General features: G+C 53.6%; 14 protein-coding genes. 4 read left to right on the top strand and 10 right to left on the bottom strand.

Features of this window, described 5'->3' with window-relative positions:
* The first annotated feature begins 10 nt into the window (after positions 1 to 10).
* Genes A6U95_RS24425 through A6U95_RS24410 form a run of 4 tightly spaced genes read left to right on the top strand, consistent with a single transcriptional unit; the run spans position 11 to position 4239 of the window.
* Positions 11 to 1504, top strand: a complete 1494-nt coding sequence (locus A6U95_RS24425; protein WP_065686383.1) for a sugar ABC transporter ATP-binding protein — start codon at positions 11 to 13, stop codon at positions 1502 to 1504.
* Positions 1505 to 1545: 41 nt separating this feature from the next.
* A complete protein-coding gene (locus A6U95_RS24420) occupies positions 1546 to 2517 on the top strand; it encodes an ABC transporter permease (RefSeq protein WP_065686382.1) in 972 nt (323 codons plus the stop codon).
* Positions 2517 to 3374, top strand: a complete 858-nt coding sequence (locus tag A6U95_RS24415) for a MurR/RpiR family transcriptional regulator (protein WP_024484938.1) — start codon at positions 2517 to 2519, stop codon at positions 3372 to 3374. Before A6U95_RS24420 ends, A6U95_RS24415 begins: the two co-directional genes overlap by 1 nt.
* Position 3375: 1 nt before the next feature.
* Positions 3376 to 4239, top strand: coding sequence for a ribokinase (locus tag A6U95_RS24410; protein ID WP_065686381.1), 864 nt, complete (start codon positions 3376 to 3378; stop codon positions 4237 to 4239).
* A gap of 43 nt (positions 4240 to 4282) precedes the next feature.
* On the opposite strand, the gene A6U95_RS24405 is transcribed toward A6U95_RS24410, so the two are convergent.
* From A6U95_RS24405 to mhpD, 10 genes are all read right to left on the bottom strand, one after another.
* Positions 4283 to 5038, bottom strand: a complete 756-nt coding sequence (locus tag A6U95_RS24405; protein WP_065686380.1) for a GntR family transcriptional regulator — start codon at positions 5036 to 5038, stop codon at positions 4283 to 4285.
* A 13-nt stretch (positions 5039 to 5051) separates the two neighbouring features.
* Positions 5052 to 5792: an SIS domain-containing protein gene (locus A6U95_RS24400; protein ID WP_065686379.1), complete on the bottom strand. Its 741-nt coding sequence runs from the start codon at positions 5790 to 5792 to the stop codon at positions 5052 to 5054.
* A gap of 17 nt (positions 5793 to 5809) precedes the next feature.
* Entirely contained in the window at positions 5810 to 7120 is a 1311-nt protein-coding gene (locus A6U95_RS24395; RefSeq protein WP_024530789.1) for a PTS ascorbate transporter subunit IIC, read from the bottom strand.
* A 2-nt stretch (positions 7121 to 7122) separates the two neighbouring features.
* Positions 7123 to 7404 (bottom strand): PTS sugar transporter subunit IIB, encoded by a 282-nt coding sequence (locus A6U95_RS24390; protein WP_065686378.1) that lies wholly within the window; start codon positions 7402 to 7404, stop codon positions 7123 to 7125.
* A gap of 75 nt (positions 7405 to 7479) precedes the next feature.
* Positions 7480 to 7914, bottom strand: a complete 435-nt coding sequence (locus A6U95_RS24385; RefSeq protein ID WP_065686377.1) for a PTS sugar transporter subunit IIA — start codon at positions 7912 to 7914, stop codon at positions 7480 to 7482.
* Positions 7886 to 8647 (bottom strand): creatininase family protein, encoded by a 762-nt coding sequence (locus tag A6U95_RS24380; protein WP_065686376.1) that lies wholly within the window; start codon positions 8645 to 8647, stop codon positions 7886 to 7888. Before A6U95_RS24380 ends, A6U95_RS24385 begins: the two co-directional genes overlap by 29 nt.
* A 9-nt stretch (positions 8648 to 8656) precedes the next feature.
* The gene (locus tag A6U95_RS24375) at positions 8657 to 9628 is read right to left on the bottom strand and encodes a phosphotriesterase (RefSeq protein ID WP_065686375.1); all 972 of its coding nucleotides are present in this window, start codon (positions 9626 to 9628) and stop codon (positions 8657 to 8659) included.
* A 233-nt stretch (positions 9629 to 9861) separates the two neighbouring features.
* Positions 9862 to 10872 carry a 4-hydroxy-2-oxovalerate aldolase gene (gene mhpE, locus A6U95_RS24370; protein ID WP_024530784.1) on the bottom strand — a complete coding sequence of 337 codons (1011 nt, stop codon included), beginning with the start codon at positions 10870 to 10872 and terminating at the stop codon, positions 9862 to 9864.
* Positions 10869 to 11819, bottom strand: a complete 951-nt coding sequence (locus A6U95_RS24365) for an acetaldehyde dehydrogenase (acetylating) (RefSeq protein ID WP_065686374.1) — start codon at positions 11817 to 11819, stop codon at positions 10869 to 10871. The genes mhpE and A6U95_RS24365 overlap by 4 nt, the downstream gene beginning before the upstream one ends.
* Positions 11819 to 12613, bottom strand: a complete 795-nt coding sequence (mhpD, locus tag A6U95_RS24360; protein ID WP_065686373.1) for a 2-keto-4-pentenoate hydratase — start codon at positions 12611 to 12613, stop codon at positions 11819 to 11821. The genes A6U95_RS24365 and mhpD overlap by 1 nt, the downstream gene beginning before the upstream one ends.
* Between the last annotated feature and the right edge of the window lie 7 nt (positions 12614 to 12620).

Genomic DNA, 12620 nt, shown 5'->3' with positions numbered 1-12620 from the left:
CGGAGGGTTTATGGAACAGTTTTGTTTAACGATGCGTGGCATTAATAAAACCTACGGCAGCGCGGCTGCGGTTCAGGACGTAGATTTTTCGGTCAGGCACGGTGAAGTCCATGCCTTAATCGGGGAAAACGGCGCAGGGAAATCGACGCTGCTGAATATTCTTTCTGGCGTACGGGCAGCTGACTCTGGTGAAATCCAGGTTGAAGGCCAAACGATCCTGATGAAAAACCCGCTTTCCGCACGCCAGGCGGGGATCGCCATGATCCACCAGGAATTGCAGCATGTTCCTGAACTCTCCGTAGCGCAGAATATGTTTCTTGGCAGGCCGATGACCCAATGCCAGGGCCTGTTCGTGGATAAAAAAGCACAGTACGCAAGGGCAAAGGCGATCCTGAGACGACTCGACCCCACCATTGACCCGAACGAACCGATCAAGAATCTGAAAGTTTCTCAGCAGCAGATCGTCGAAATTGCCCGGGCATTACTGGATGAGGCCAAAATCATTGCGATGGATGAGCCGACGTCCAGCCTGACGCCAAGAGAATTTGATCGGTTGGCAGAGTTGATCGCCGATCTTAAATCGATGAACGTCGCGCTGATTTATGTCTCGCATAAGATGAACGAGATTTTTAAAGTCTGCGATCGCGCCACAATTTTACGCGATGGTAAACAGGTCGGCGTGGTCAATATCTGCGACGAAACGGAAGAAACCATCGTCACCAAAATGGTCGGACGCAAGATTGAGAAAGTGCAACATCACTCTTATGTCACCGACAAAGAAATTCTGCGTGTAGAAGACCTTGGACGTGACAAAGCCGTACTATCAGCCAGTTTCAGCGTACAGGCAGGAGAAGTGCTGGGGATTGCAGGCCTGGTCGGCGCTGGCCGCACCGAGCTATTGAAGCTGATCGCCGGTATCGACGCCAAAACCAGCGGCCAGGTTTTAGTTGAAGGCTCGCCGGTGAAAAAGCTAAATGTCAGCTCGGCAATCAAGGCTGGCATCGGCTTGGTGCCAGAAGATCGCAAAAAAGAGGGCATTATTAAGGAACGAGCAGTAAAAATGAATATGGCGCTGCCCTCAATGAGCAACTTCACCCGCTATGGCTGGTTAAGAAAAGCAAAATTAGATCGCTTGGCCCTCGAAGTGATGACCGACTTAAATCTGCGCCCGCTGAATATTGAAAAACCCATCGGCACCTTGAGTGGCGGTAATCAGCAAAAGGTCATTATTGGCCGGTGGGTCGCGGCAGATAATAAAGTTTTTTTATTTGATGAGCCCACACGTGGGATTGATATTGGCGCCAAATCAGAAATTTATAATTTAATCGAAAAACTGGCCAAGCAAGGAAAGGCTATTGTGGTGGTCTCCTCCGAAATGCCAGAAATTATCCGTATCTCCGATCGGGTGCTGGTGATGCGCGAAGGGAAAATTACCCGGGAACTCAAAGGCGACGATATTACAGAAGAAAATATCGCTCGTTATGCGATTAACGATCTGAATTAAAACCGGCTTCTGTATCTTACATTTTTATTAAGGCAATCATTATGATGACTCAGGGTAAGGCTCAGCCTAAAGTGCCGTCCTCGGCGCTATTCAAGTTTAATCTGCGTGATGCGGGCACACTGATTGGTTTACTGATCATTGTGGTCACCTTCTCGCTGCTGTCACCGGGATTTTTAACGGTGCCTAACCTGCTGAATATTTTACAGCAATCCTCGATCAACGGCATTATTGCCCTGGGCATGACGCTGGTGATTATCTCCGGCGGTATCGATCTCTCGGTAGGGCCAACGGCGGCGTTATCCGCCGTGCTGGGTGCTACGCTGATGGTCGCTGGTGTACCCGTGCCGCTGGCGATAATGGCGACCTTGGGAGTGGGCGCACTGTGTGGGGTTTTCAGCGGCACGCTGGTGGCCTACGCTGGATTACAGCCTTTCATTGTCACCCTGGGCGGCCTCTCGCTGTTCCGGGCCATGGCGCTGATCTTTACCAACGGCAACCCTATCTTCGGGATCCCGATGGAGTTTCGTGATTTCATCAACAGCGAAATTTTCGGTGTGCCAAGCCCGATCGTGATTGTGGTTACCATCGCCATCATCCTGTGGGTAGTGATGAATAAAACCCCGCTGGGGGAATATATTCTGGCGGTTGGCGGTAACGAAGAGGCTGCCCGCGTAGCTGGTGTACCGGTAAAAAGAACCAAGGTGACGGTGTTTGTGATTTCCGGCGTATTGGCCTCGCTGGCTTCACTGATCCTGATTGGCCGTCTGGGCGCTGCTGAACCAACGATGGGCAACCTGTGGGAATTGGATGCTATCGCGGCTGCCGCTATAGGCGGGGCATCCTTGATGGGAGGCAAAGGCAGTGTGATCGGCACGCTGATCGGCGCCATCATTCTGGGTTCGTTACGTAACGGATTGACGCTGCTAAATATTCAGGCGTTTTATCAATTGCTTGCCACAGGGCTTATTATTATCATAGCCATGTTGATTGACCGAGCGACAAGAGGCAAGTAATGAAGCAGGATCCGCGAGCAATTGGCGCTCAAATTCGCATGAGATTGCCACAACTGACACCACTGGAAAGAAAAGTGGTGGACTCAATCACCTCGAAAACTGATTTATCCGAGCAAACCTCTTTAAAAGAGATTGCGCTGGAAAATAAAGTTTCTGAGGGGATGGTAGTTAAACTGGCAAAAAAGCTCAACTTCTCTGGCTTCAGGGAGTTCAGAAGCAGTTTGATTTACTATAACTATTCTGAAGTAGCAAGTTTGCATGCAGAAATTGAGCCTGATGATTCGTCGGAGCAATTACTGGAAAAGGTATTCAAAACGTCGATTCAGGCAATAGAAGAAACCATTTCTATTCTGGACGTTTCTGAATTTAACCGCGCCGCAGATATTCTGTTCAAGGCTCGGCACATCGATCTCTATGCCGTCGGTGGTTCGGCCACCATTGCCCGCGATCTGGCGCATAAGTTGCTAAAAATCGGGATTAAATCGACGGTCTACGATGATGCCCACACCATGCTGATGTCTGCTGCGATCTTATCGGATGATGATGCCGTGGTGGCAATCAGCCATTCCGGCGCTACCCGTGCGGTCAACGATCCCATTAAGCTGGCCGCGCGCAACGGTGCCAAGGTGATTGCCATCAGCAATTATGCCGAGTCGCCCATTGCGCGTAATGCGCATGTGGTTCTCAATTCAACCTCACAGGGTTCGCATTTGCTTGGGGAAAACGCAGCGGCACGCATTGCTCAACTTAATATCCTTGATGCACTGTTTGTGGCGATTGCGAAAAAGGATTTGAAGCAGGCTGAAAAGAATCTGATGAAAACCCAGCAGGCGGTCCGTGATTTAAGAGAATACTAACATGAGTAAAATCGTAGTCGCTGGCAGTCTTCATTACGACATTATGCTGCAGGCGTCCCATCGGCCAGAAAAAGGTGAAACGGTGATCGGTAGCAGTTGCGCCTATAAATTTGGTGGCAAAGGGGGCAATCAAGCGGTTTCGGCAGCCAAGGCGGGGGCGCAGGTCAGCTTCGTTGGCGCGGTAGGCGCTGACGATCCGGGTAGGTTCCTGCTCGCGGTGCTAAAGGAAAACCAGGTTGATACCCGCCACGTCGAGATAACATCGGCAACTCCTTCCGGTATGAGCGTCGCTATCATGGATGCCGAAGGCGATTATGGTGCCGTGGTGGTCTCGAATGCCAACAACCTGATCGCCCCACACCAACTGGATCAGGCCAGCCTCTGGCAAGATACCGGCATGCTGTTACTCCAAAACGAAGTGCCCGAAGCCATTAACCTGGTGGCAGCCCAGCAGGCCAAAAATCACGGGGCGTTAGTCTGCCTGAACGCCGCTCCGGCCCGCGAGCTCAGCACACAGCTCCAGGCTTGTATCGATCTGTTGGTGGTTAATGCGGTCGAAGCACGCGACCTTAGCGGAATTGCGGTCAACGACTTGCAGCAGGCCTGTATGGCTGCCGAGGTATTGAGCACTAGTTTTAAGGCCGTGGTGGTCACTGCGGGTGAACATGGCGTCGCCTTCTGTGAGGCGGGTAGCAGCAGCCAATCTCTTCCGGCGCTGAAGGTCGAGCTGGTCAGCACTCACGGTGCCGGTGACTGTTTTATGGGCATGTTGTGCGCCTCGTTGTTACAAGGGCAAACATTACCGCAGGCAGTGGCCAAAGCAAATCAGGCCGCAGCCACTCACGTTTCCCACCCTACCCGCTGAATTTGGCGCCCCCTCTCTTGCACACGGAAAGGGGGCTATCAACTCACCGCGCCTTATTAAGGGTGCAGTTCCATTGCTGGTTTACCACGCTCTGATTAGCGACAATCTGTAACGACAGTGCAGCATCCTGAGTATGAGTGATGCTGTATTCAAGTACCACATCGTCCAGATTACTGGCGGTCCGCTCAACCTTGAACAAAGCCGAGCCTTGTTCGATGTTCAGCAAGCTGGCCAGTTTGGCATCGCAGATCACCGGTAAATAACGTTCCGTTGCCTTGGTTGGAGAATAACCGAACGTTTCCCGTAGCTGTTCATACAGCGGGCTGCCTCCGTCTACATGGCTCAGATCGTTATACACCCGGCCATTCAAGTGGGTGATCGAATGGCCCACCACTTTCTCCCCCTGCATGAACAACCGCTCAAGACGCATCAATTGGTGGCCTAAATCCAGATGCATCCGCTCAGCCACCTCTTGATCGGCCATGGTAGATAACAGGGAAAGGATCTCTACTTCCACCGGTATAGCCGAATTAAAGCTCAGCAGAACATCTGGAAGATCGGTGTAGTGTTTATGCAACGCATCACGATTGATGAAGGTCCCTTTGCCCTGCTCCCGATGCACCATGCCAATACTGGCCAGCGAATCGATCGCTTGCTTGATGGTACCGCGGGCAACCTTAAACTCATCGGCAAGCAGTAATTCGCCGGGGAGTTTATCGTCATAGGTAAAAGTGATGATCCGTTGCAGGATAATGCCTTTTATCCTGAGATACAGTGGCAGTCCATCCGACTCAAACATACTGATGCTCCGCTCAGAGGTAGTGTATTTGGCTCCTGTAAGCGTCAAGTATATCCTGATTTATCTGCTGATTGCCGTCTATGTTTGCGCTTGCCAGGATTGGCGGCGTACGCTGTTTCTGCTGCATCAGTTCACAGATCCGCAGTACCAGACTGTTAGCAATAGTCGCCCCCATAATGGTCGAGAGCGGTGCTGCCTTCTGGGCCAACCCCGGCAGGCTGACGGCGGCATCGCCATACTCGCATTGGTTATCAATGGTGATATCAGCGATATCCACCAACAGCTTGCCGCTGGAGTGCCGGGATATCACCCGAGCAGCGGTGGCCAGACTGGTGATGGCGATCACCTTAGCGCCAGCCACCCGAGCGGCCAACGCGACATCGATGGTTATGGCATTGCGGCCAGAAACCGAGTGGATCAGCAACGTATCCCCCGCTTGCAGCGGCGATTGCTCGATCAACACCCGCCCCAGGCCCTCAACGTTTTCCACCGCGCTAGTCAGAGTTAATGGTCGAACATTGAGCATCAGTGCAGGGGTAAATAGAGGATTAACGATAGCCAAGCCACCGGCCCGGTAGCTCATCTCCTCAGCCAGGATACCCGCGTGGCTGGCGCCGAAAACAAACAGGTCCCTCTCGGCCAGCACCGTATCTGCCATCATCTGCGCCGCACGGTTGATCGTGTCGGGTTGTGATTCCAACTGGGCCAACTTCTGTCGGATTTGCTCAAAATATTGGGTCAACGCTTTGCTCATAGCCTTCCCTCTCAACATCAGAATGTTAGCAGCCTGGTCAATGCCGCGATCAGCGGTGCCAGCACAAACATATCGCTGTCGCCGGCCCACAGAGCGGTGTCGGGAATGGTGCCGCTGATGAAATAACTGACACAGAAATATTGCCCCCAGGCCACTACGGTCGAGGTAATAAATCCGGCCAACAGCGCCCCTTTATAGCCGCCGGTGATATTGCCAAACACTCCTGCCGTACCCGCATGGAAGAAAATCACGATCATGCTGGGGATAAACACGTAACCGGTATAGCGACCGATCAGGGTGAGCCACAACAGCGAGCCAATAAAGGCCCCGACGAAGCCTAACACCACCGCATTGGGGGCAAAGTTGAACAGGATGGGGCAATCAAGCGCAGGTTTGGCTCCGGGCACCAGGCGTGAACCGATGCCGTTAAACGCTGGCACCATCTCACCGATGAACATTCGCACGCCGAGCAACACCACTGCAATGCCACCGGTAAACATCAGTGACTGTTTCAGCGCATAGATGTAGAAACTCAGGTCGCCAGACTGCGCCAGGATTTCAGCCGCTTTCGGCGTGCCTTTGATTTGCAGAATAAAGGTCCCGATAAAGAACAGCAGCGACATGGTCAATGCGGTCACCACGTTAGAATCCCGCAAAAAGCCGAGTTTTTTCGGTACCTTGATATCTTCAGAGCTGATTTTATTAGCCGCGAAAATCTGACCAAACAACGCCCCCAGCAAAGCGACGGAGGCGGAGGTGTGCCCCAATGCCACGTTGTCATTGCCGGTGATCTTGCGCACCCAGGGTTGCACCAGAGCGGGTTGCAACGTCCAGTAAAGCCCCATGATTACCGTCAGCATTAACGTCAGTTGCAGGCCGGAAATGGCCGGATTGCTGTTGACCATCACCCCGGCAAAAATCATCGTGGTCCAGAACATCATGTGGCCAGTCAGATAGATATATTTAAAGCGAGTCAGCCGAGCCAACAGCAGGTTAAGCGCAAACCCACCGGCGATGGCGATAGTCACGCTGCTGCCATAGCGTTCAGAGAAATGTACCTGGCCGATAATGTTCGTCAGATTCATCGAGCTCAGGCCAAACACTTCCGTCCAGATAGGCTGGAAAATCAACAGAGCCGAGACGATAATCCCCGCCCCTGCCCCGATAATCAGAAATCCTAAAATGCCTTTCAAGGTGCCAGAGACAATATCCGCCAGCGGCTTGCCTTGTAACACCAGACCCAGCAACACAATCAGGCCAATTAAAATAGACGCTTCCCCAAAAATATTGACCGTGATCCAGCGCAACACCCCCAGAAATTCGCTCATGGCTATTCCCCCAGCTTAATAATGCCGGCCTGTTCCAGCGCCAGGGCGATCTCTTTACTGTCGATGTAGTTATTGACGACCGTTACCGGGCAAGAGAGATGTTGCAGGTTATCCACCAGTTCGGCATTGGTGATCACCAGATCGGCACTGGCCGAAGCCGCCGAAGAGACATCCATATGTTCCACCGAAGCCTGGATCCCATGCTGTTTTAGCACGGCTTCCACGTTCATTTTTAATATCAGGCTCGATCCCATGCCTAAACCGCATACCGTCAGAATTTTCATTAGTATTCGCTCCGAGTTGAACCTTCAAAATCGCTACCCTGGGAATTTCAAGTGACAACTGAACCGCGAGCAGAGTTACCCCGCGCCGGCTATCAGTTGATAAAGCTGCTCAGGGTCACGGGTATTCATTAGGGTATGCAGGTTATTTTCGTCTGACAGCAGAGTGACAATATGCTGGATTAGCTGAATATGCCGCTCGCTGCTGGTCGCTGATAGCCCCAGTAAAACCTGTACCGGATCGTTTTCTGTGTGGCCAAACGCTACCGGCTCGCGCAGCCGTACCAAACTCAACTGCGCCTTAATCGCCCCTTGCTCTGGGCGAGCATGTGGCATGGCCAATCCAGGGGCAATCACAAAATAGGGGCCAAACTCCTGGTAGCTGGCCACCATCGCCTCAACATATTCCTGGCTGCAAGCACCAGACAGGCAAAGTGCCTGACCCGCCGCCTGAATGGCATCTGCGGCAGTACTGGCCGGGTTATCAATGAGTATTGCCTGACGAACGATCATCAGTGCCTCCTGCAGCTAAAAGTTGACGAATAGAAGCCAGAGTTGTCTGCAAGGAGTGCTGCACCAGCGCCTGCCCTATCTCCTCACTGGCGCAGCCAGGATCGCCGAGTACCGCATAGTCGGAAAACTCCGTCCAGTGCACCGGCTGATAGCGGAAATTCTCTGGGAATTCTGGGTAATGCGAACGTGCCAGCGTCATCTCGACGTGTTCGGGGGCCAATGCCAGCATCAGTGAGGTTTCAATCTCGTCCGCATGCATATAGCCGGGATAGGCAACGGCAGAGGTTCTTAACCGCTGGGCGCAGCTGTCCATCCCAGCCCAGCTATAGCTTAGCAACGTGATGCCCTCCTCCTTCAACTGCCTGGCGGCGGCTTTGATGGCATCAAAATTGCCGTAGTGTGCATTGATTACCGCAGTGGTGGTAATCGCGTAACCGGCCATATTGCGTGCCAGCGAGAGCAACAATTGCGTCAGCAGATCGTTACCAATATCGATCGCTCCTGCGTGCCCACGCAGTGACCATACCTGGCTGTAGGACACCACAGGCAGGCTTAGCGCTGCCTCCCCCAATTGTTCATCCAGCAAGGCGCAAAATCGCTCGGCCAATAAATTATCGGTATCCAACGGCAGGTGGTCGCCATGAGGCTCCACCGCGCCCAGCGGCAGCAAGGCAATCTGCGCTTTCGCCAAAGCCTGCCTGGCCTGTTGCTCATTCAACTCATGCAGTTTCATGAAGCCTCCTTAGCCAAAAGCAAAGTAGCGTGCTGGGTTTTCCACAAAGAAATCGTGCAGCAGGGCTTCGCCATCAAACCCTGCCTCTTGGGCCTCTTCGATAAATCTTGGCCGCCAGTCGGCCAGAATAAACTTCAACCCCAAGCCGCCTTTACCGTAATGGGCACTCATGGATTTACGGGCGAAATCACCGCCGATGAGAATTTGTTTCTGATAGCCACGTTGGCACAGCGCCAAAATGGCCTGGGTACGGATATGTTCTGGGTAATATTTTATCCGGCTCATACCGTCAAAAGAGAGAAATGCCCCGGTGTTGGCAATCTGACGGTGGAGCCACGGATCGGGGTTACGATCCATATGAGCAAAACACAGGCGGGACAAATCCAGCCCCAACTCTTTAAATATCTGTGCCTGTTCCAATCCCATGGTGCCCATTTCCGTGTGGCTATGCATCGGGGCGCCAGTACGTTGCTGTGCCCTTACGATAACTTCCATGGTTTTCCGTTCCAGCGGGGAGATGGTGTTATAGCCGGTGCCGCATTTCACCACGCCGGCGCGATAGTCGCTGCCTTCGATACCTTCAGTGACTTCACGGCTGACGTGTTCTACCAATTCATCAATCGAAGCCCCTTCGACCCACTCAGCAAAGCTTTGCCTCAATCCAGGCCGCTTGCTGCTCCACAGAAACCCTTTGTTAAACCCGGCGGTGGCAATGATATGCAATCGCTGCCGCTTGGCCATCTCAGCTACGGCAACCACCTGGCGGCCATAATCGGGAGCCGTGGCGTCATAAATTGCATTGCCTCCAGCCTGACGGAAATCCGCCAGTTCGCGTTCTGAAGCCTGTGGATCATCCAGTAACAGATCGTCATCCCCACGCTCTGCCCAATAGGGAGGAATACAGTAAATATGATCGTGGCTGTAAGTTACGCCGAGCTGGTTGGCAGCAATGTCACCATTTAACGTGCGGATGGATCCCATGAGAACGGCTCCCTGGAACGGAAAAGAAGGTAGCTTCAACATAGGTTAAGATCAGTTGACCAGTCAAGTGATCAAGTTCGCAAATTGACCAATCTGTTTTCACTCGTCGCTGATAAATGACAATGGCCACGCCAAAGCGCAGCCATTGATGGGGAGAGTGGTGTCTGACCTATCTGTCAATTTCACCACGGCTTAACAAGAACTGCAGGCCAGCCTGACTGGCCTGCTGAGGATTAGCGAGAACGTAGATCCAGCGCCACGTCGACGATCATATCTTCCTGGCCGCCCACCATACGGCGCTTACCCAGCTCAACCAGAATATCTACTGCGTTGATACCGTATTTCGCCGCGGCCACTTCACAGTGGCGCAGGAAACTGGAGTAAACCCCGGCGTAGCCCAACGCCAACGTTTCACGATCGACGCGAACGGGCCGATCCTGCAACGGGCGCACCAGATCGTCAGCCGCATCCATCAAGGCATACAGATCCGTGCCATGGTTCCAGCCAAGCTTATCCGCCGCCGCAATAAACACCTCAAGCGGCGCGTTACCGGCTCCTGCCCCCATCCCTGCCAAGCTGGCATCCACGCGATCGCACCCTTCCTCCACCGCGACCATCGAGTTGGCAACCCCAAGACTGAGGTTATGGTGCGCATGCATACCGGTTTGCGTTTCCGGTTTCAACACCGCTTTCAAGGCTCGGAAACGGGCTCGGATATCGTTCATATTCATCGCGCCGCCAGAATCCACCACGTAGATGCAGGTTGCCCCGTAACTTTCCATCAGCTTGGCCTGGCTGGCCAGATTTTCCGGCGTCGTCATATGGCTCATCATCAGGAAACCCACGGTATCCATGCCCAGCTCACGGGCATAGGCGATATGCTGTTTGGAGACATCGGCTTCGGTACAGTGAGTGGCGACTCGCACCACCCGTGCCCCAGCGTTATAGGCATCCTTCAGATCGTGAATAGTGCCAATACCCGGCAGCAGCAAGGTAGCGATTTTAGCGTGGGTGGTCACATCCGCCGCCGCCTCAATCCATTCCAGATCGGTATGTGCGCCAAAGCCGTAGTTGAAGCTGGAGCCCTGTAGACCATCACCATGTGCCACTTCTATTGAATCTACCTTCGCCGCATCCAGCGCCCTGGCAATGTCCTGCACATTTTGCAGCGTATATTGGTGACGAATAGCGTGCATCCCGTCGCGCAGGGTGACATCCGAGATAGAGATTTTTTTGTCGCTCATAGCCGTTCTCCAGCAACATACGCCATGGCCTGAGCCATACGCTCGGCGGTCGCCAGCGCAGCGGAAGTCATGATATCAAGGTTGCCTGCATAGGCAGGTAGGTAGTGTGCCGCGCCTTCAACTTCCAGAAACACCGAGGTTTTCAGACCAGAAAAACGACCAATCCCCGGTAAATTAAGCGGTGCATCGGCAGGGATAACATCAAACTGCACTTTCTGCTTCAGGCGATAGCCTGGCACGTAGGCCTGCACGGCCGCCGCCATTTCGTTGATTGAAGCCTCAACCTTGGCTTGATCGACTGATTCACTCAGCACATAGACGGTATCACGCATCATTAAGGACGGTTCCGCCGGGTTCAAAACGATAATCGCTTTGCCCCTCTCAGCCCCGCCGACCACCTCGATCGCCTTGCTGGTTGTTTCGGTAAACTCATCGATATTAGCGCGAGTTCCCGGCCCGGCAGACTTACTGGCAATGGAGGCGATAATTTCGGCGTAATGAACTCTGGCCACCCGTGCTACCGCTGCCACCATCGGGATGGTCGCCTGGCCGCCGCAGGTCACCATATTGACGTTGACCTGGCTGAGGTTTTCCTCCAGGTTCACTACCGGCACGCAATAAGGGCCAATAGCCGCAGGTGTCAGATCGATTAGCCGGATCCCCGGTTTGGCCGCCCGCAGGATGGCATCATTTTTAACGTGTGCGCTCGCACTGGTGGCATCAAAGACAAAATCAATGTCGGCGAATTCCGGCATCTGGATCAGTCCGTTAACACCGGTATGACAGGTTGCAACCCCCATCCGGCGAGCACGAGCCAACCCGTCCGATTCAGGATCGATCCCCACCATCACCCCCATCTCCAGATGCTTGGCGTTACGCAGGATTTTAATCATCAAATCGGTACCGATATTGCCGGAACCGACGATCGCCACTTTTCTCTTGCTCATCATTGGCTATCCTCATAGAAGTGGGCCGAAACCGTGCCGACGCCTTCAATTGTTGCCATAAAACTGTCACCTGCTTGCACCGGCACCATCGGGCCCAGAGCTCCGGTCAGCACTACATCACCAGCTCGTAACGGCGTGCCGAGGCTGGCCATTTTGCGTGCCAACCAGACGGCAGCATTGATCGGATGCCCAAGACATTCACTGCCACGCCCGCTAGACACCACCTCGTTATTGCGCGTCATGCTCATACCACAATGTTGCAGATCCACCTCATCGATCCGACGCACCGGGCCACCCAGCACATACACACCACAGGAAGCGTTATCCGCCACGGTATCGACAAACGCGATCGACCAGTCTTTGATACGGCTGCCCACCACTTCAAGCGCTGGCAATACCCACTCCACTGCGCTACATAACTCATCGAACGTGGTATCGGCATGCGGTAAATCACGATCCAGCACCAACGCAATCTCCGCTTCGATACGCGGCTGCATCACCCGCGAAAATGGAATGCCCTGGTTGGTGCCGTAGCACATGTCGGCAAACAGGGTACCGAAGTCCGGCTGGTCAACTCCCAGCTGTTGCTGAACCTTGGGATGGGTAAGTCCTACTTTGCGCCCTACCACTCGGCGGCCCGCAGCCTGCCAATGCTGCACGTTCAATTGCTGGATGGCGTAGGCCGCCTCGCCGTTGTCGAGGCCGAGACGATCGCGCAAGGGCCCAATCACCTTGCCGCTAGCCTCGGACTGCCGTAACGCCTCGGCCAATTGCTCCAGATTGTAATCACTCATCATTCGC

Origin of the sequence: Serratia sp. 14-2641, from assembly GCF_001692375.1 — a bacterium.
Classification (GTDB): Bacteria; Pseudomonadota; Gammaproteobacteria; order Enterobacterales; family Enterobacteriaceae; genus Chania; species Chania fonticola_C.
Note: the sequence above shows the minus strand (reverse complement) of the source record. Positions and strands in the feature narration are given on the sequence as shown.

Excerpts from the sequence above, each read along its gene's own strand:
- A6U95_RS24425 (WP_065686383.1), top strand. The coding sequence starts at position 11 with ATGGAACAGTTTTGTTTAACGATGCGTGGCATTAATAAAACCTACGGC.
- A6U95_RS24420 (WP_065686382.1), top strand. The coding sequence starts at position 1,546 with ATGATGACTCAGGGTAAGGCTCAGCCTAAAGTGCCGTCCTCGGCGCTA.
- A6U95_RS24415 (WP_024484938.1), top strand. The coding sequence starts at position 2,517 with ATGAAGCAGGATCCGCGAGCAATTGGCGCTCAAATTCGCATGAGATTG.
- A6U95_RS24410 (WP_065686381.1), top strand. The coding sequence starts at position 3,376 with ATGAGTAAAATCGTAGTCGCTGGCAGTCTTCATTACGACATTATGCTG.
- A6U95_RS24405 (WP_065686380.1), bottom strand. The coding sequence starts at position 5,038 with ATGTTTGAGTCGGATGGACTGCCACTGTATCTCAGGATAAAAGGCATT.
- A6U95_RS24400 (WP_065686379.1), bottom strand. The coding sequence starts at position 5,792 with ATGAGCAAAGCGTTGACCCAATATTTTGAGCAAATCCGACAGAAGTTG.
- A6U95_RS24395 (WP_024530789.1), bottom strand. The coding sequence starts at position 7,120 with ATGAGCGAATTTCTGGGGGTGTTGCGCTGGATCACGGTCAATATTTTT.
- A6U95_RS24390 (WP_065686378.1), bottom strand. The coding sequence starts at position 7,404 with ATGAAAATTCTGACGGTATGCGGTTTAGGCATGGGATCGAGCCTGATA.
- A6U95_RS24385 (WP_065686377.1), bottom strand. The coding sequence starts at position 7,914 with ATGATCGTTCGTCAGGCAATACTCATTGATAACCCGGCCAGTACTGCC.
- A6U95_RS24380 (WP_065686376.1), bottom strand. The coding sequence starts at position 8,647 with ATGAAACTGCATGAGTTGAATGAGCAACAGGCCAGGCAGGCTTTGGCG.
- A6U95_RS24375 (WP_065686375.1), bottom strand. The coding sequence starts at position 9,628 with ATGGGATCCATCCGCACGTTAAATGGTGACATTGCTGCCAACCAGCTC.
- mhpE (WP_024530784.1), bottom strand. The coding sequence starts at position 10,872 with ATGAGCGACAAAAAAATCTCTATCTCGGATGTCACCCTGCGCGACGGG.
- A6U95_RS24365 (WP_065686374.1), bottom strand. The coding sequence starts at position 11,819 with ATGAGCAAGAGAAAAGTGGCGATCGTCGGTTCCGGCAATATCGGTACC.
- mhpD (WP_065686373.1), bottom strand. The coding sequence starts at position 12,613 with ATGAGTGATTACAATCTGGAGCAATTGGCCGAGGCGTTACGGCAGTCC.